The organism is Parafrankia colletiae, from assembly GCF_001854655.1.
GTDB lineage: Bacteria > Actinomycetota > Actinomycetes > Frankiales > Frankiaceae > Parafrankia > Parafrankia colletiae.
The window spans coordinates 1-18,055 of sequence record NZ_MBLM01000161.1; the positions used below are offsets into that span (position 1 = coordinate 1).

Consider the following 18,055-nt stretch of genomic DNA (forward strand, 5'->3'; position numbering starts at 1 on the left):
CAAGAACTGGCACATCCTCGATCGCTACCGCGGCTGCCCCCGCCGCGTCGCAGCAACCGCCCAGGCCATCCACATCCTCTCAACCGAAGCCGCTTGAAACGTCAGGATGGAAAAGGCTCACCGGACGACTGGTGGCCGCCGAGCTTCGGCGCCGGGGATTTTCCGTCGTRCTGGCCGGCCGCGACGGTGAACGGCTGCGGGCGCTGGCGACGGAGCTGGGTGATAGGGAGCCCGGTGATTCCGTCGACGGCCGGGAGGTCGAGATAGGGATACGTCAGGTCGGTGTCGACGACCCGGCGGCCCTGGCGGACGCGTTCCGCGGCAGCGAGGCCGTCGTCAACGTGGCGGGCCCGTTCACGCTGGTGGGTGAACCGGTGGTCCGGGCCGCGATCGAGGCGGGCACGCACTATCTCGACACGACCGCCGAGCAGCTGTTCGTGAAGAAGATCTTCGACGAGTTCTCCGACGCCGCCGAGGACGCCGGGGTGACCGTTCTCCCCGCCACCGGTTTCTACGTCGTCCCCGTCCCCCGGCACGTGCTGACCGAGCGGCTGTCGGTCTCATCAGCGCCAGTGTCGTCACGCCGGAGTTCCTGCAGCTGCTCCAGCTGCCCGCCGAGACCGTCGCGACCATCATCGACAACCTCCCGGAGGGACCGGAGGGCACCCGCCGTCCGGCGGCAGGGTTCACCATCGTCGCGGAGGCGACCGGTGTCGACGGGCGGCGCGCCCGCGGTGTGCTGCAGGGCCACGACATCTACGGGTCGACCGCGGTGATCGCGGCGGAGGGCGTGCGCAGGCTGCTCGCCCAGCCGCCCGATCCCGGTGTGCTGACCCCCGCGCAGGCGTTCGACGCCGCGGACTTCCTCGACGCCCTCATTCCGCACGTCTACTCCTGGAACGTGGAGGAGCCGGCGGACTCACCTGCCGCGCGGTAGCGCGCACCGGCCGCGGGCCCGGGCGGGAGCACGACCGCCCGGGCCCGCGGCCCGCAGACCGGTGCCACCCACTCGAAAGGGATTCCCGACTCATGACGGAAAAACAGGAGGCTGCGGCGGCGGTGCGGCCCGCATCTCCGAATCCCGCATCTCCGAACCCCGCGTCCTTGAATGCCGGGGAGTTCGTGTGGACGTCCGTGCACACGATCGCGCTCACCCTGCTGTGTATCGCGGCGATGCTCGAAACCCTCGACATCACGATCGTGAACGTCGCGCTGCCCAGCATCCAGGACGACCTCGGTTTCACCCTGGGTGACCTGCCGTGGGTGGTGAACGCGTACACGGTGGCGTTCGGTGGTTTCCTGCTGCTCGGCGGCCGAACCGGTGACGTGTTCGGCCAGCGGAGGATATTCGTCGGGGGAATCGCCCTGTTCCTGGTCGCCTCGCTCGCCGCGGGCCTGTCGCAGGGAGCGGGCGGCCTCATCGCCACGCGGGCGCTGCAGGGCCTGGCCGGAGCGTTCACCATCCCGATGACGCTGGCGATGATCGCGTCGATCTTCCCGGCGGGCCCGGCGCGCAACAAGGCGCTGGCGGTCTGGGGCACCACCGCCGGGGTGAGCAGCGCTCTGGGCGTGGTGCTGGGCGGCGTGCTCGTCTCCGGGCCTGGCTGGCGGTGGATCTTCCTGCTGAACGTGCCGGTGTGCGCGCTCATCCTGGCCGGTGCCAACCGCTACCTGCCGGCGGACCGCGCGACCCGGTCGCACCGCTTCGACGTCGTCGGCGCGCTGGTCGCCACCGCCGGCACCGCGCTGCTGATCTACGCGGTCCTGCAGGCCAGCGAGCACGACTGGGGGTCCGGGCGGACGATCGGCCTGCTCGCCGGCGCCGTCGCGATCCTCGTCTACTTCGTCGTCCACGAGCTGTTCGTCGCGGCCGAGCCGCTGATGACGTTCTCGCTGTTCCGCAACCGTTCGGTGTCCGGCGCCAATGCGGTCCAGGCGCTCGTCGCGGTCGCGCTGTGGGCGATGCTGTTCTTCGTCACCCTGTACGCGCAGGAGGTACTGAACTACTCCCCGCTGAAGACCGGCCTGGCCTACCTGCCGCTCGCCGTGACGCTGCTGGTCGCCGCGCCGGTCGGCCCGCTGCTCGTCCCGAAGATCGGCATCCGTGCCGTCGTCGCCATCGGCTGCGCGATCGTCGCGGGCGGTCTGCTGCTGTTCGCCGGGATCTCGCCGGACGGCGGCCTGGGCATGAACATCATCCTTCCGTCGGTGGTGGTCAGCCTCGGGTTCGCGATCCTGTTCGTCCCGATCAACATTGCCGCGGTGACGGGCGTGCCCGCGGAGAGCACGGGCATCGCCGCAGCGCTGCTCAATGTCAGCCGGTACGTCGGGGGGGCGCTCGGCTTCGCGGTCATCGCGACGCTCGCCGAGAACCGGACGGCCGACGCGGTCCGCGCCGGTGACGCGGCGGCGACCGCGCTCACCGAGGGGTTCAAACTCGGCTTTGTCATCACTGCGGTGACCATGGTCGTCGGGGTGCTGGCCGCGCTGCTGCTGTTCCGTGAGGACGGCCGCGGCGAGAAGGTGAACCTCGCCGCGGTGCAGTCCGCCGCGATCGAGGGCGGCGGCTGACCGGCCCGCGGCCGGCCGGGCACGGACAGCCCCGCCCTCCCCGACCCGGGGGGCGGTCAGCCGGCGAGCCGGACCGTGTGGTGACGCGCCCATTCTCAACGTGGTGACGCGCCCATTCTCAACGCGCTCGGCACCGGCGCGCCACTGAAGATCGTCGGGGCGTCGTCACCCACATCGCCTGGCCCGCGCACAGCCGCTCCCTCGCCCTCGCCGGGCTGATCCGCACGGCCACGCAGCTGCAGGCACGAGCCGGTTGATCGGCCGCCTACAYGGCCTCACCTGCTGTCGCCTGGGCACCCGAACCGCATGCATGATTCGATGGGAGGGAGCTGGAAGTCTGTCACGTGACGTGATGACTCCAGCTCCTGCTCCACCGTCATCCGTCATCCCTCATCCGAAACGCGCACCGGTCCCCAGGAACTAGGGATTATAGAAGTAATCCCACCGGTCGCCTACAAAAGCGCAGGACCAGTCCTGGTCAAGAGGCGGCGTGTTTCCGTATGCAACGCAGCCCTCCCTGGAGCTGAAGCTTGGTCCCACATTGGTCGCAGATGCAGGATTTGCGGCAAGTATGAACAGGGCTGACATCAGGGCGAATGTGCAAACGGTAACGATCTTCTTGATCACGTCTGGATCTCCAATCGAGAGCGGATGGCCCGGCCCCGAACACTGATCCGGGTCTTCTCGGCCGGCAAGCGTCTCCACCTTGGCGGCGACTGGCGATATAACGTGTCGTCGGAAATGCAGACCAGAAGAGGATGACTGGGGGGGAAGATGCCCGCCCCGCGACTCACGAAACCACGACAGGACGGATTGCTGTCATGTAGTACTGGGCATGAAATGGCAGTAGTGCTGGGCATGAAAGGGCAGCTAGGGGCAGTGTGGGTGACCGGCGGAGAAGTGGCGATAGGCGGAGAATGTCACGCCACGTCAATGGGCGGTGTCGCGGCGGCGGGCGAGCACCAGGCTGACCGCGACGGTGAGAACGGCGTAGGCCACGGTGACGCCCAGGCCGTGCCAGGGGCCGGCGTGGTAGTCGGGGCGTTGGACAGTGTGCTGGACGGAGAAGCCGGCGAACGGTGTCCAACGCCCGACGAACTCCTGGATGCGGTCGCTGGTGGCGAGCAGCCCGGGTAGGAGGAGCGTGGCGACCACCAGCGGGATCGCGATCGAGGTCCGCCGCACGACGGTGGCGATGCCGACGGCGTAGAGGGCGACAGCGGCGGTCAGGAGTCCGGTGCCGACGATCGCTCGCAGCGGTGCCACGCTGAGCAGGTCGGGTTCGGGGTAGCTGGGGGCGACGTAGCCCTGGCCTCGTTGGAGCGGGCGAGCCACCAGGTAGGAGACGCAGGACGAGACGACGCCGATGACGAGGGTGGTCGTGACGGCGACGAACGCCTTGGCGAGGATGACCCGGTGGCGACGAGGCGTCGCGGTGTAGGTGGTCGAGATCATGCCCGAGCGTTCTTCGTTTCCGATCGAGGTCGCGCCGACGACAGCGGCGACGACGGCGCCGACGAGGACGCCGACGAGCGTGTTGGCGACGATGTCGTCGTCGCCGGGCACGCCGGGCGGGTCGGTGGAGGGCGTGTTCGCGACGACGAGCGCGGAGAACGCGACCGGGAGCGTGGCGAGGAGGCCGAACGCGACGAGCGTGCCGCGGCTGCCGAGGATTTTGATCCACTCGGCCCGCACGATGCTCGGCCGCGGGCGTCGTACCGCAGCCGACGTCATGGACGGACCTGCTCGGGTGCGGTGACGACCTGCTCGGGTGAGGTGACGAGTCGGAGGTAGACGTCTTCGAGGCTCGGGGGGCCGCTGGTGTCGACCTCTTCGGCCAGCAGCGAGTCGATGCCCGCGTCGGCGGCGATCCGGCCGTGGTGGATCACGACGACACGGTCGGCGATGCCTTCGAGCTCCCGCATCAGGTGTGACGACAGAAGGACGGTCCGGCCTTCGTCTCGCAGGTTTCTCACCAGGCCGCGGAACCAGACCATGCCTTCGGGGTCGAGTCCGTTCATGGGTTCGTCGAGCATCAGGATCGGCGGATCGCCGAGAAGGGCCACGGCGACACCGAGTCGCTGCTTCATCCCGAGCGACCATCCGCCGACCCGGCGTCGGGCTGCGGCGCTCAGGCCGACGTACTCGAGCAGCGCGTCTGCCCGGCCCGTGGGGATGCCGCCGGCGGCAGCCAGCCAGCGAAGGTGGGTACGGCCGGTCAGGCCGGGATCCACGGCGGTTGCGTCGAGCAGCGCGCCGATCCTGGTCAGCGGGTTGTGGAGGTGCCGGTAGTGCTGGCCGGCGACAAGGGCGCGGCCCGCGGTCGGACTGGCCAGCCCGAGCACGATACGCATCAGGGTCGTCTTGCCGGAGCCGTTCGGGCCCACGAGCGCGGTGACCGCGCCTGGTGGCACCGTGAACGTGACGTCGTCGAGGGCGACCACGGTGCCGAACCGTTTCGTCAGCGCCTCGAACGTCAGGCCGGGTGGGGGGAGGTCGGATCGCATGGGTTGGACGGTAGGGACGACCGCAGTGGCGGCGGATCCCCCGCGGGAGCGGTTGTGGGCCTCCCCCACGAGAGCGATGCGCGGCCTCCGTCCGGCCGGACAGACTGGTCGGCGATGAGCACACGAGTTCTCCCGACGATCGGCGGGGGCGTCGAGGAGCGGCTGACGCGCGCCCTGGCGATGCGGTGGCCGTGGATCGGTGCATCGGGAGCGCTCCTGATCGCGGCATCGGCCCAGGCCGGATTCGACGACCGGTTCCTGACATCGATCGCGATCGTCGTTCCTGTCGCGTTCGCCGTCCGCTTCCCGCGGACGGCGGCGGTGGTCGCCACGGCCGCGGCCCTGGGATGGTTCTTCCCACAGGGCTACCCGATTCCCGTCGCTGCCGGGGCCGGTCTGATGGTCGTGTACGGGGTGGCGGCCTACCGGTTGAGGGCGGTCGACATCGGTGTCGTCGGCGCCCTGTTCCTCGTGAACGCCGTGTCCCCGTTCAACGGCTCGGATGCGGGAGCCGCCACCTACCTGCTCCTCGCCGTCGTCGCGGGAGCGCTCGGTTTCGGCCGGCTCCTGCGGAGCCGAAGCGCGATCATCTCCGAACACGAGGCGCTCGCCGTGGCGCACATGTCCGCGCTGCGCGAGCACCTCCTCCTGACCGACCGCACAGCCATCGCACGTGAGCTCCACGACGTGGTCGCCCACCACATCTCGCACATCGCGATCCAGGCCGAGACCGCCCGGTACACGACACCCGACCTGCCTGAGCTCGCCGCCACCCGGTTGGCGGCGATCGGCGAGTCCGCCCGCACCGCACTCACCGAGATGCGCACCATCCTCAGGGTGATCCGCTCGCCCGCTTCGCAGCCCGAGGGCACCGGACGCGGTCAGCCCGAGTCGACGCTCGCACCTCGCCCGGGTCTCGGCCAGCTCGACGCGCTCGTCGAGGCCGCTCGCGGCCACGGCACCCCGGTCGCGGTCACGGTGGGCGGACCCGCCGCCCCGATCCCCGCCGACATCGACCTCGTCGCCTACCGGGTGATCCAGGAGTCCCTCACGAACGCCCGCCGCCACGCTCCCGGCGCGGAGGTGGACGTCGCTGTCGACCGCGCCCCGGGCCTGCTCCGCCTGACGATCCACAACGGAAGTCGAGGCCCGGTCGGGTCCACCGACGGGACCGGGCTCGGTCTGGTCGGCATGCGCGAGCGGGTCGAGGCCGTCGGCGGGACCCTGCGCCACGGGCCTGTCCCCGACGGTGGGTTCACCGTCGTCGCGGAGCTTCCCCTGCGACAGGACCGATGACCGCGCCGATACCGATCCGGGTGCTGATCGCCGACGACGACGAGATCGTCCGGGCCGGGTTCTCCGCGCTGCTCGAGACCCGCGACGACATCGCCGTCGTCGGTACCGCACGCGACGGGCAGGACGCTGTCCGTGCCGCGGGCGCGCACCGCCCCGACGTCGTCCTGATGGACGTCCGGATGCCCGTCCTCGACGGCATCGCCGCCACTCGCCGCATCACCACGACGCTCGTACCCGTACCCAGAGTGATCGTTCTGACGACGTTCGACCTCGACGAGTACGTCTACGACGCGCTCTCGGCGGGAGCCAGCGGCTTCCTCCTCAAGGACGTGCCGGCCACGACGCTCTTCGACGCCGTGCGCGTCGTCGCCCGCGGTGATGCCCTGCTCACCCCCGACGTCACCCGACGCCTCATCGACGAGTTCGCCCGCGTCCGGCCCCGCGTCCGGCCCGAACGGCTCACCCAGCTCACCGCCCGCGAGGTCGACGTCCTGCGGATGCTCGCGGCCGGCCATTCCAACCCCGAGATCGCCGCCCGGCTATACATCAGCAACGAAACCGTCAAGACCCACGTCAGCAGCATTCTCGCCAAGATCGATGCCCGCGACCGCACCCAGGCCGTCATCACCGCCTACGAGTCCGGACTCGTGCGACCTGGCGCACCATGACCGCCCGCGCCCGCTCGTGAATTCATCGGATGCGGCCGGGAACAGATTGCCTCGGGGGGCGAGGCCGGTCACTTGTTCAAATTGGTGGTGAAGTAGTCGGTGAGCTTGTCGACGGCGAGGTCGATGTACTCGCGCCTGTCGTAGAGGTCGACGTGGCTGGCGCCCCTGATCCAGTGGATCTCCGCGGGGCCGGTGRCGCGCCGGTGGGCCTCCAGACCCATCCAGGCGGTGACGGCGCGCTCGCCGAGGATCTGCAGGATCGGGCGGGGGCCGATCAGCGGGACGGCATAGAAGACGTCACTGGAGGCCATCCTGTCGATGCTCTCCCAGGCCAGGAACTTCGCCGAGCGCTCGTGGTAGCCGCGGGGGCCGCAGTAGTACTCCCAGCCCTCGACGCCGTGCTGGCCGCCGAGTGCGCCGGCCTGTGCGGCGGTCTCGGGGAACATGGTCATCACACCGGGGTCCTCGCCGCGGGCGGCGGCCGTGCGGGCCTGGGCGGAGGCGTCCAGCAGGGACTGGAAGACGGCCGGGTCCTGGGTGCCGTCGGCGCCGTAACGGAACTGGCGGGCGGGTTCGGCGGTGCACACCGTCGCCACGGCCCTGACCCGGTGGTCGCCGCTGGTGGCGGCGAGCGAGTAACCGCCGGAGGCGCACACGCCCAGCAGGCCGACCCGGTCGGCGTCGACCTCGGGCCGGGTGGTGAGGTAGGAGACGGCGGCCTTGAAGTCCTCCACCCGCTGGGCGGGGTCCTCCAGACCGCGCGGCAGACCACCGGACTCACCCTGGTAGGCGGCGTCGAAAGCCAGGGCCACAAACCCCCGCTCGGCCATCAGCTGCGCGTAGGTACCGGACGTCTGCTCCTTCACCCCGGTACCGGGGTGACCGACCACCAGCGCCGGAAGCGGGCCGTCGACCGGGCTGTCGGGAACGTGGAGGTGCGCGACGATCCCGATACCGGCGCTGTCGAACGTGACGCTGGTCCTGGCCATGAGAACAGCTCTCCCTTGTCGATCAGTCACAATGCGCCTGCCATCCTGTGCGGCAGGTGCATAGTTGGTTCCTCTGCCGCCGACTATGTGCCGACGAGGCCGGGCGGGAATCAGTCAATGACCCGATGATTCGCCAGGAACCCGGTGAAGTGCTCGTTCAGCACACCCTGTCCGCGGTGTCTCCACCATCGACCCCGGCCCACACCGCGGCAAAGAGGAAGGTCTCTGCCCGGGAAGGAACCTGCCCCCTCACACATGTGCCGTGTCCGCGGCGGAAACCGCACACTGGAGACCATGAACTCGGCATCCCCCTCCCACTTCGGCGCCTTCCTGAAGGCCCGCCGGGCACAGCTGGATCCGCGGGAATGCGGCCTTTCCGTGACGGACTCCACGCGCAGGGTCGCGGGGCTGCGTCGCGAGGAGGTCGCCCAGCTCGCCGCGATCAGCGTGGATTACTACACCCGGCTCGAACAGGGCCGCGTCCGGGCCTCCGCACCCGTGCTCGCCACCCTCGTCCGCGCCCTGCGCCTCAACGACGACCAGGAGAGCTATCTGTACGAGCTCGCGGGCAGGAGCGACGCCCGGCCGCACCGGCGCCGTCCGGCCCAGCGCGTACGGCCTGCCATGCGCCGGCTGCTGGACCAGCTCACCCAGACGCCCGCGCTGGTCCTCGGTAAACGCCTGGACATCCTCGGCTGGAACCCGGCGGCAGCCGCTCTCTACACCGACTTCTCGTCGCTCTCACCGGCTCGCCGCAACTACGTGAACCTGCTGTTCACGAACCCGGTGCTCCGCGAGATGCACCAGGACTGGGAACACGACGCCCGCGAAGCGGTCGCCGCGCTGCGCACGGAGGCCGCCGCCGATCCCGACGACCCGGAACTCGCCCGCCTCGTCGGGGAGCTGTCCGTCCAGGACCCCGATTTCCGCACCTGGTGGGCCGAGCACCGCGTCAGTAGCGCCAGCTATGGCACGAAGCGCTACCGGCACCGCCTCGTGGGCGACCTCACCCTCGACTGCGACACCTGGGCCAGCCCCGACGGCTCCGGACAACGCCTGATGGTCCTCACCGCCGAACCCGGCAGCCCCTCCCACGACGCCCTGCGCATCCTCACTTCCTGGACCGCGGAGCAGCCCAGCACCGAACGAACAGAGGACCGGAGCCGATGAGCACCTGGGCACCCGAAGACCTCGCCCTGCTCGCCGAGACCTACACCCTGCTCACGACCAGCGGTCTCGAACCGCCCGTCGGGCTCGACGCCGCCTTCCGCGACAGGTACGGACCGGTGTCCGACGCCCTCGTCGCGAGCCCGCAGGCTCGTGCCGCGACGATCAGAATCGACCCGGCGCCCGTAGGCCCGTAGCGGGGGCCACGGGCCTACGGCCTGCTACACCGAGGCTGGTGCCGAGACCGGCAGGGTTCGCCACTAGAAGGCAGACCGGATCAGACCTCCGTCCACTCGGATGGTTGCGCCGCTCACGTACTCGGCGTAGTCGCTGCACAGATACGCGACGGCAGCAGCGATCTCTTCCGGCCTGCCGAAGCGGCCGTGATCGTTGGGGATCAGCGCCTCAACAGCGTTCGCCTGGATTTCGTCCCAGGTGTGGCCCCAGCCACGCGAGGGGCCGATGCTTGTCACAAGTTCCCTTGTCGCCTCAACCAGGATGGCTCCGGGCGATACGACGTTGGACGTGACGCCGGTGCCCTTCAGGTCGCGAGCGAGCGACACTGCCAGGTTGTGCCGGGCGGCAAGAGTGGCGTTGTACTGAGGGTGGGTGTTCATCGGCTGGATCGCGAGGCCACCACCGATCGTGATCACGCGTCCCCATCCACGGTCACGCATCGCGGGCACGAGGTGTCGGATCATCCGGACGCCGGAGACGACATTCACGTTGTACGTGTCGGCCCATTCCTGGGGTGTCGCGTCGGCCCAGGAGACGTGGCGGTAGAAGCCGGCGTTGTTGACGAGGATGTCGATGGGTCCGTCAGCCAGCGCTGCACGGGCCACGTCAGCCGCCCCGTCGTCGGTGGAGAGGTCTCCGAGCGCTACCGAAGCACTGCCGCCGTCGGCACGGATCTCCTCCCTGACGGCCTCAGCCCGGGTCCTGTCCCGGCCGTGGACGACCACGGCCGCTCCTTCACCGGCGAGCAGCTTCGCGGTCGCCTGCCCCAGCCCGGCACTGGAGCCGGTCACGAGAGCGCGCTTGTTCCTGAGGTTGAGGTTCATCTGCATGCCTCCTTAGGCATCTGTGTGTGGAGTGGAGTGCGAACGGGCCTTCTCATGCGGCTCGGTCAGAGACGGCGACCAGGGCGGCGGCAGGGGCGAGTACGGCGGCCTGTTGGGAGGTGTGCCGCCGCTGGGCGGCGAGGATGACCAGTCCGACGACCACGGCCAGGGCGTAGAAGGCTGTCGCGACCTGGAAGACCGTGGCGTAGCCGTGGGCTGCGGTGACGGCCGCGGGGGCCGGGTCGTGGTGCACGGCGGCGCCGTACACGACGGTCAGCAGGGCGAGGCCGATGGAGCCGCCGAGCTGGTGGGCGGTGTTGACGAGGCCCGAGGCCGCACCGGCGTCGGTGGATTCGACATCGGCCATGCCGAAGTCGGTGAGAAGGATGATCGCAATGCCCTGGCCGGCCCCGAGGACGAGCAGGGGCAACAGGACCCACGGCAGGTATGCCGTGCCGGCGTCGATCTGGCCGARCCAGGCCATGCCGACCAGCGCCACGGTGAGCGAGGCGACCAGCAGGACGGGCTTGCTGATGCGTGGCGCAAGGTAGCGGACGACGTAGACCATCGCGAAGAACATCGCCGTCATCGGGATGTAGGCGACGCCAGTGGCCAGCGGGCCCAGGCCGCGGACATTCTGGAGGTACTGGCTGAGGAAGTAGAAGGTGGAGAACATCGCGCCGACGATGAGGACGCGGCCGAGGTAGGCGCCGGTGCGCTGGGCGCTCGCGAAGAGCCGCAGGGGGACGATCGGCTGCTGTCGGCGCAGCTCGACGAGCACGAAGACGATGATCAGCGCGACCGCTGCGGCGAGCGGGACGACGGTGCGTGCGCTGCCCCATCCGGTCTCGGCGGCCTCGACCAAGCCGTAGACCAGGGCCGACATGCCCATAGTGATGGTCAGCGCCCCGAGGATGTCGACGCGCCCGGGCTGCCGCTCAGTCTCGGGCAGGTAGCGCGGGGAGGCGGAGTTCGCGACGCACGGCATCGCCGGCGCCCGCGTCGACCGCATCGCCGAGACGGCGTCGGCGAACAAGGCGATGATCTACAAGTACTTCGGCGCGAAGGACGAGCTGTTCGACGCCGTCTTCGCCAACCGCGTACTCGCCTTCGTCGACGAGGTCGAGTTCGACGCGGCCGACCTGCCCGGCTACGCCGGCCGCGCCTTCGACCTCTACGAGCGTTACCCCAACACGCTGCGCCTGACGACCTGGTACGGCCTCGAGCGGGCCGACGGCAAGCTGCCCGCCATCGTGGAGTCCAACATCGCGAAGCTCACGAAGATCGAGGAGGCGCAGAAGTCCGGCCAGCTGACGACGGCGTACTCGCCTCTGGAACTGCTCACCGAGGTCCGGGCGCTCTCGATGAGCTGGCACCTGCACACGCCCGAGTTGGCGCTGGTACGCCGCCCGAGTCGCGCGCGGTGCCGTGAGATCGTCGTCGAGAGCATCCGGCGCCTGGTGAGTGTCGACTAGCCCAGCTCGGTCTCCGTTCCCTCCACGCGCCGGCCGGGCTCTCGAGCCGCAGCCGCCCGCCGAGCGCTCCCACCCGGTCGGCCAGACGGCGGCGTACTGGCGCTCCTCGTGCTGATCGGAGTGGCCGGCAGCAAACTCTGTCCACCGTCTGGGCCGGCTTCGTTCTCACTACCGCCGGTCTGCTCCTCACTCCGCGACGCGGACCGGCCACGCTTCCGGCATCTCACGGTTGTCCGGTACGTGACGCTGGTCACAATTCGTCTGCTGATCTGGCTGTGGGTGAACGGAAAATGCGCAAAGTCAGCGACCGGGATCGTTTCTGGTGACGCTGAGTGTTTGCCTTCGAGTCAAGATCCTGTCTAACGTTGTACCCGTTCCGGTCGGAGCACGAAACCAGCCGGGACGTGAACACCGGGCCGATGCCGAATTCTGCCCATGGTCCCGGTGCATGTCGTCTCCCATTTTCGCGGGGCAGAAACGGAGAACCCCTCCAGGGTTGTGCCGGGCGGATGCGATAAAGCATTCACCGCTGTGAGCCAGGCCTGTCGGCCAGAGGGCTCGCGTACCCTTTTCGGGCCTCCGTAGGTGACGTGGGAAAGTATTCTTCTTGTCGATCCGACGCACCGCCAAGAGCAGCCTGCGCAACCGTCTCGCCGCCGTCACCGTGGCGGGGGCCGTGGCCAYCGGCCTCGGGATGATGGCTGCCTCTCCGGCCAGCGCCGCCTCCGACGCCTCCATCGCCCAGGCCGCCGAGAGCGCGGGCCTGTCCGGCTGCCGTGGCGTACCGACTTCCACCTGGGTCGCCATCGCGCTGGCCGAGTCCGGTGGCAACCCCAGCGCCCGGTTGGCCACCAGCATCGAGGACTCCCGCGGCCTCTGGCAGATCAACACCTGGGCCCACCCCTGGACCAAGAGCACCAACCTGTACGACCCCTCCGCCAACGCCGCCGCCGCCAAGAAGGTCTGCTCCATGCAGGGGCCGACCGCCTGGTCGACCTACACCAACGGCGCCTACCTGAAGTACCTCGGCCGCGGCTAGACCGGCTGACTGAAGCCGAACCGTGCCCGAGCACGGACGCACGGAGGGCCTCCCCACCCCGGGGAGGCCCTCCGCCTGCCGCTCATGCGACGCACGAAGTGCCCCTCACAACCGGGGGTCGACGGGCTCCGACTCCAGCGCGAGCACCGCGAAGACGCACTCGTGGACCCGCCAGAGCGGTTCGCCGGCCGCTGCGCGTTCCAGCGCTTCCAGTCCGAGGGCGTACTCCCGGAAAGCCAGCGAGCGCTTGCGTCCCAGGGCGCGGGAACGCAGCCGCTCCAGGTTCGAGGGCTCGGTGTAGTCGGGGCCGTAGATGATGYGGAGATACTCCCGGCCACGCACCTTCACGCCGGCCTGGGCCAGGCCGCGTTTTCCCTTTGCCAGCCCGGCCAGCGGTTTGACGACCATTCCCTCGCCGCCGGCGGCGGTCAGGGCCTCCCACCACCCGATCCCGGCGGCGACCGAGGCCGGGTCGCCCGCGTCCACCTGGATCCGTTCCGTGGTGACGATGAGGTCCGGGTCGGCGGCCGCCAGTCGGTCGGCGACGCCGAGGTGCCAGAGATGGTCCCGTCCCACGTGGGTCGTGCCGGCCGGCCACGAACCGCCCCAACCCGGGCCGCTCGCGGCGTTCGCGGCGTCCTGCGGTGCCGGTCCTGTCGCCAGCAGCATGAACGGCGCGAACCGGACCCCGTCGAGGCCGTCCACCGGCCAGCAGTAGCGCTGGTAGGCGGCGGTGAACGCGGCGGCGTTCGCGGCCCGTCCACGGGTGCGGTCCAGCAGGTCACCGACGTCGATCCCGCGGGCCGACGCCTGGGTGAGCGCGTCGACGGCGACGGGCAGCGCGGCGCGGGCGGCTGCCCCGGCGGCGGCGTACTGCCGGCGGATGAGGTCCTGGGCCTTCGCGCTCCACGGCATGATCTCCGCGTCGAACACCGCCCAGCCGGCGCCGGTCTCGGCCCACAGCCCGCTGGCGGTCATCGCGGCCCGCAGCCGGGCGAGCAGTGCTTCGGTGCGGTCGCGGTCGAAGAACGGCCGGCCGGTCCGGGTGAACACCGCGCCGGTGGTGCCGTCGGTGGCGCCGAACCGGGTAGCCGCGACCGCCTCGTCCCGGCAGACGACGGCGATCGCCCGGGAGCCCATGTGCTTCTGCTCGCACAGCAGGTCCTCGACGCCGTCGGCCCGGTAGGCCTCGAAGGCGTCCGCCGGGTGTTCGAGCAGGCCGGGGAGCTTCGAGGTGGGTGGCGGGCTCATCGTCGGCGGCAGGTGGACGAGCCAGCGCGGGTCGAGGGCGAAGCGGCTCATCACCTCCAGAGCGGCGAGGGCGTTCTCCTCCCGCACCTGTACCCTGCCGCCGTGCCTCGTCTCGACGATCCGCCGGCCGAGGACGTCGGTCACGTCCAGGATCTCCAGGCCCGCGCCCACGGGGACCGCGCCCATCGGGACTGTGCGCGCCGACGGCGCCGGCTCCGACGGTGACAGCAACGGGAAGGACGAGAGCAGCGCCTCGGCTGACACCGGTGTCTCGGCTGACAGCAGTGTCTCGGCTGACGCCGGTGATCCGGTTGCTGGAGGCGACCCGGCCGGAAGTGGCGACCCCGCGGAGAGCGGCGACTCGGGTGGCACCGGGCCGGTGATGGGGCGGATCGGCTCGAAGTAGACCTGCGCCGCCGGCACGGAGACCAGTTCCCGCTCGGGATACCGCAGTGCGGTCAGCCGTCCACCGAAGACGCAGCCGGTGTCGAGGCAGATCGTGTTGTTCACCCACTCGGGCTCGGGGACGGGCGTGTGACCGTAGGCCACCATCGCCTTTCCCCGGTAGTCCCGTGCCCACGGGTAGCGGACAGGGAGCCCGTACTCGTCGGTCTCACCGGTGGTGTCGCCGTAGAGCGCGAACGAGCGCACCCGGCCCGACGCCCGCCCGTGGTACGCCTCCTTCAGCCCGGCGTGCGCGACGACCAGGCGGCCCTCGTCGAACACCAGGTGGGAGACCAGCCCGTCGCAGAACCGGTCGACCTCGGTGCGGAACTCGTCGCTTTCCTCGCCGAGCTGCCGCAGTGATTCCGCGAGGCCGTGGCCGATGGTCACCTTCTTTCCGCGCATCGCCCGGACGAGCTTGTTCTCGTGGTTGCCCGGGACGGCGAACGCCTCGCCCGCGGCGACCATCCCCATCGCCAGTCGCAGGACGCCGGGCGTGTCCGGGCCGCGGTCCACCAGGTCACCGACGAAGACCGCGCGCCGACCGTCCGGATGGCTCGCGCCGACCGGCCGTCCCGCGTCGTCACGGCGCAGGGCGTAGCCGAGCCTGGTCAGGAGCTGCTCGAGTTCGGCGCGGCAGCCGTGGACGTCGCCGATCACGTCGAACGGCCCGGCGACGTCGCGCCGGTCGGTCAGCAGCCGGGTGTACTCGATCGTCGCGGCGGCGATCTCCGCCTCCGAGCGCAGGACGTGGACCCGCCGGAACCCCTCTCGGGCCAGGCCGCGCAGCGAGCGCCGCAGCTCGGCCTGCTGCCGGCGGACAACATGCGGGCCGAAGTCACGGTCGGGCCGCGTCGCGTTGCGCGCCAGGCAGACCGACTCCGGCACGTCGAGGACGATCGCGACCGGCAGCACGTCGTGCGACCTGGCCAGCTCGATCAGGGATGCACGGGACGCGCGCTGGACGTTCGTCGCGTCGACAACCGTGAGCCGCCCGGCGGCGAGCCGCTTACCGGCGATGTAGTGCAGGACGTCGAACGCGTCGGGGGTCGCGGCCTGGTCGTTCTCGTCGTCCGCGATGAGCCCCCGGCAGGCGTCGGACGACAGCACCTGCGTCGGACGGAAATGCGCCCCGGCGAAGGTCGACTTTCCGGAGCCGGTGACGCCGACGAGGACGACAAGGCAGATCTCGGGAATGGTCAACGGCGCCTGCGGAGCGTCGACCCCCGGCAGGGGACGGTCGCCTGTCGGTGTGCTCATCGGCCTTCTCCCGCCGGCAGCCGTTCGAGGATCGCCAGTTGCGTGGGCTGGCCGACCTGCGGATCATCGATGCCGACTCCACCGAGCCTGGCCGTGTAGGGGTACCGGGCGACGAGGCCGCCGACCCAGGTGGCGAACTCGTCCCGCGTCCACTCGAAACGGTGGTCGCGGTGCCGCAGCGCACCGGACGGCAGGCCCTCGTACCGGATGTTGTACTCGATGTTCGGCGTCGTGACGATCACCAGGCGGGGCTGCGCGTGGCCCAGCACCACCTCGGCGAGCGCGGGCAGCCGGGGCGGGTCGACGTGCTCGACGACCTCGGAGAGCACGATCGCGTCCAGGCCGGTGAGGCGGCTGTCCCGGTAGGTCAGCGACGAGACGATCAGGCGTAGCCGGGCGCGGACCTGGTCGGGCATCCGCTCGATCCGCAGCCGCCGCGCGGCGAGTTCCAGCGCGCGGTGGGAGACATCGACCGCGATGACCTCGGTGAAGTTCGGCTCGGCGAGCAGTCTCGCGACCAGCTTGCCGTCGCCGCACCCGACGTCGGCGACCCGGTGTGCGTCCGAGGCGCGCAGCACCGCGAGGATCGCCCGCCGCCGCAGCTCCGCCAACGACGGCGGCCGCGTCTCGCCGACGTCGCCGCTCGTGCCCTCGGCGCCCACCTCGGCCACTTCCGTCTCGGGTACCTCTGCTTCGGCCACTTCCGCCTCAGCCACTTCTGTCTCGGCCACTTCTGCCTCGGTCGCGACCAGGCCGGGCTCGAAGCCGGTGCCGAGGGTGTCGGCCGCGAGGTCGTCGACGGCCGCGAGCTGGGTGAGCGCCGTGGTGGCCAGGGCCCGGCGGTGAGCGAGATAGCGCCTGGCGATCAGTTGCCGTTCCGGATGCCCCGGCAGCCAGCTGGCCCCCTCACGGAGGAGTTTGTCGATCTCGTCCCGTCCGACGAAGTAGTGCTTCGCGTCGTCGAGGACCGGCAGCAGGACGTAGACCTGGGTGAGCGCGTCGGCGAGCCGGAGAGTCCCGGTGAGCGTGACGTCGTGGTGTGGCGCGTCGCCCCACTCCGGGAACCGCGGGTCCAGCGGGAGCGGGACGGCCGCGACCTGCCACCCCAACGGTTCGAACAGCCGTCTGGCGAGATCGGCGCCGCCGGCCCGGCAGGGCAGGGACGGCAGCCTGATCTCCAGTGGCAGCGCGGTCGCGGCCAGCTCCGGCCGGGCCTTGCAGCGTCCCGCCATCGCCGTCGAGAACACCGCCGCCATCGCGACGGCAAGCAGACTGGACGCCGCGTACGTCCGGTCGTCGACGTACTGGGCCGCATCCGCCCCGCCCCCACCGCCGCGCCTGCCCGCGGGACCTGCCTGCCTGTTACGGACCAGCCCGACGGGGTCGATCTCCAGCAACAGCGCCGCGGTGCAACGCTCCTCGGTCGCCTCCGGGTAGAAGACATGCGCGCTCCCGGCGGCGGTATCGAACCGCTGCGCCTTGTCCGGATGCTTGTGGAGCAGGAACCCCAGATCGGTGGCGGGACGGTGGGTCGTCGACACGGCAAGCAGCACCTCGCGATTCTTCCGGACCCGAACCCCGTCCGTCGCCCCGATTTCGCGGGACCCCTGCAGCCCTGGCGCTGGTCGAGGGCGRCCCGCTGACGGGCCGCCCGGCCGACGCGTCCTGCGACCAGGGCCTGYGCCCCGGCCCTGGAACGCCACGCGCGGCGGATCGACGAGGAACTCGTCCCCCGTCCTGCTCGCCGATCTCACTGCCGCGACGGAGCCGCCTGTCACGTGAACCGCGCTGTGCGCCTGGGTGGGTATGTGCACGGGGATAGGTCGCTGATTGTTTCCACGTCAAAATACGGAATTGGCGGCAATCGCGGCCTGCGGCCGGGGCGAATTCCCTTCGACCCTCCCGGAGGTAGCTGCATGTAGGCGACCGATATACGTTGCGTTCCTTTCTGGTTCCTCCGGCCCCTTCGGTGGGAACCTTCTGATCTCTGGTAGCGAAATGGTTGTGGTGGGTGGCCGGGGCTCGGGGTGCTCGATGGTGGATGGTCCAGCATGGAGAAAATAGTGCGTTCGCATGGTCACTGTTGGTAGTTGGTTGCCGGGGTGATGCGGTGCCGCTGTGTCCGGCCGGTGTCATAGACCTGCCTGCTTCAATCCATGGTCGATTGGCGTTACGGTTCGCTAGGGTTGGCTGCGTCATTAGGCCTCCCGTCCGTCGTCCGGAGACGGTGGATCCGAACACCGGCCGCTGTCGGGTAGTCGGGTGGTCGAGCGGCGATGGCTCGGTACGCGGTCAATTCTGCCGGTCGGATGTTTCCGCGTAGCCGA

The 18,055-nt window shown here is 70.3% G+C and carries 16 protein-coding genes; 9 read left to right on the forward strand and 7 right to left on the reverse strand.

Translation table 11 applies throughout. The annotated features are described in order from the left end of the window. The first annotated feature begins 131 nt into the window (after positions 1 to 131). From CC117_RS40740 to CC117_RS29675, 3 genes are all read left to right on the forward strand, one after another. A complete protein-coding gene (locus CC117_RS40740) occupies positions 132 to 776 on the forward strand; it encodes a saccharopine dehydrogenase NADP-binding domain-containing protein (RefSeq protein ID WP_157905477.1) in 645 nt (214 codons plus the stop codon). Next, the gene (locus tag CC117_RS37680) at positions 737 to 937 is read left to right on the forward strand and encodes a hypothetical protein (protein WP_071090371.1); all 201 of its coding nucleotides are present in this window, start codon (positions 737 to 739) and stop codon (positions 935 to 937) included. Before CC117_RS40740 ends, CC117_RS37680 begins: the two co-directional genes overlap by 40 nt. A 92-nt stretch (positions 938 to 1,029) precedes the next feature. After that, on the forward strand, positions 1,030 to 2,571 hold the full coding sequence (locus CC117_RS29675; RefSeq protein ID WP_071090374.1) for an MFS transporter: 1,542 nt from the start codon (positions 1,030 to 1,032) through the stop codon (positions 2,569 to 2,571). A 930-nt stretch (positions 2,572 to 3,501) separates the two neighbouring features. Here CC117_RS29675 and CC117_RS29680 read toward each other — a convergent pair. Then, the gene (locus CC117_RS29680; RefSeq protein WP_071090378.1) at positions 3,502 to 4,305 is read right to left on the reverse strand and encodes an ABC transporter permease; all 804 of its coding nucleotides are present in this window, start codon (positions 4,303 to 4,305) and stop codon (positions 3,502 to 3,504) included. Continuing rightward, a complete protein-coding gene (locus tag CC117_RS29685; protein ID WP_071090382.1) occupies positions 4,302 to 5,078 on the reverse strand; it encodes an ABC transporter ATP-binding protein in 777 nt (258 codons plus the stop codon). The genes CC117_RS29680 and CC117_RS29685 overlap by 4 nt, the downstream gene beginning before the upstream one ends. 114 nt (positions 5,079 to 5,192) lie before the next feature. Here CC117_RS29685 and CC117_RS29690 point away from each other — a divergent pair, with 114 nt between their 5' ends. Then, positions 5,193 to 6,374, forward strand: coding sequence for a sensor histidine kinase (locus CC117_RS29690; protein WP_071090385.1), 1,182 nt, complete (start codon positions 5,193 to 5,195; stop codon positions 6,372 to 6,374). Then, positions 6,371 to 7,042, forward strand: coding sequence for a response regulator transcription factor (locus CC117_RS29695; RefSeq protein WP_071090388.1), 672 nt, complete (start codon positions 6,371 to 6,373; stop codon positions 7,040 to 7,042). Before CC117_RS29690 ends, CC117_RS29695 begins: the two co-directional genes overlap by 4 nt. 68 nt (positions 7,043 to 7,110) lie before the next feature. Here the strand turns inward: CC117_RS29695 and CC117_RS29700 are convergent, their stop codons facing one another. Beyond that, positions 7,111 to 8,031: an alpha/beta hydrolase gene (locus CC117_RS29700; RefSeq protein ID WP_071090391.1), complete on the reverse strand. Its 921-nt coding sequence runs from the start codon at positions 8,029 to 8,031 to the stop codon at positions 7,111 to 7,113. Positions 8,032 to 8,325: 294 nt separating this feature from the next. On the opposite strand from CC117_RS29700, the gene CC117_RS29705 reads away from it, so the two are divergent. Together CC117_RS29705 and CC117_RS29710 are read left to right on the forward strand one after the other, a co-directional pair. Next, positions 8,326 to 9,201: a helix-turn-helix domain-containing protein gene (locus tag CC117_RS29705; protein WP_071090448.1), complete on the forward strand. Its 876-nt coding sequence runs from the start codon at positions 8,326 to 8,328 to the stop codon at positions 9,199 to 9,201. Further along, positions 9,198 to 9,395, forward strand: coding sequence for a hypothetical protein (locus tag CC117_RS29710; RefSeq protein WP_071090394.1), 198 nt, complete (start codon positions 9,198 to 9,200; stop codon positions 9,393 to 9,395). The genes CC117_RS29705 and CC117_RS29710 overlap by 4 nt, the downstream gene beginning before the upstream one ends. Before the next feature lie 63 nt (positions 9,396 to 9,458). Here CC117_RS29710 and CC117_RS29715 read toward each other — a convergent pair whose 3' ends face one another. Then, positions 9,459 to 10,259, reverse strand: coding sequence for an SDR family NAD(P)-dependent oxidoreductase (locus CC117_RS29715; protein ID WP_071090450.1), 801 nt, complete (start codon positions 10,257 to 10,259; stop codon positions 9,459 to 9,461). 52 nt (positions 10,260 to 10,311) lie between these two features. Beyond that, positions 10,312 to 11,295: an MFS transporter gene (locus tag CC117_RS29720; RefSeq protein ID WP_198542033.1), complete on the reverse strand. Its 984-nt coding sequence runs from the start codon at positions 11,293 to 11,295 to the stop codon at positions 10,312 to 10,314. On the opposite strand from CC117_RS29720, the gene CC117_RS39520 reads away from it, so the two are divergent. Further along, complete coding sequence (locus tag CC117_RS39520) at positions 11,270 to 11,734, forward strand: TetR/AcrR family transcriptional regulator (RefSeq protein ID WP_407673611.1); 465 nt, start codon at positions 11,270 to 11,272, stop codon at positions 11,732 to 11,734. The two genes, CC117_RS29720 and CC117_RS39520, sit on opposite strands and share 26 nt — an antisense overlap. A 607-nt stretch (positions 11,735 to 12,341) precedes the next feature. Next, the gene (locus CC117_RS29730; protein WP_071090397.1) at positions 12,342 to 12,773 is read left to right on the forward strand and encodes a transglycosylase SLT domain-containing protein; all 432 of its coding nucleotides are present in this window, start codon (positions 12,342 to 12,344) and stop codon (positions 12,771 to 12,773) included. A gap of 105 nt (positions 12,774 to 12,878) precedes the next feature. Here the strand turns inward: CC117_RS29730 and CC117_RS29735 are convergent, their stop codons facing one another. Beyond that, positions 12,879 to 15,728 (reverse strand): polynucleotide kinase-phosphatase, encoded by a 2,850-nt coding sequence (locus tag CC117_RS29735; RefSeq protein ID WP_071090400.1) that lies wholly within the window; start codon positions 15,726 to 15,728, stop codon positions 12,879 to 12,881. Beyond that, positions 15,725 to 17,281 carry a 3' terminal RNA ribose 2'-O-methyltransferase Hen1 gene (locus CC117_RS29740; RefSeq protein ID WP_071090403.1) on the reverse strand — a complete coding sequence of 519 codons (1,557 nt, stop codon included), beginning with the start codon at positions 17,279 to 17,281 and terminating at the stop codon, positions 15,725 to 15,727. Before CC117_RS29740 ends, CC117_RS29735 begins: the two co-directional genes overlap by 4 nt. Positions 17,282 to 18,055 lie beyond the last annotated feature (774 nt).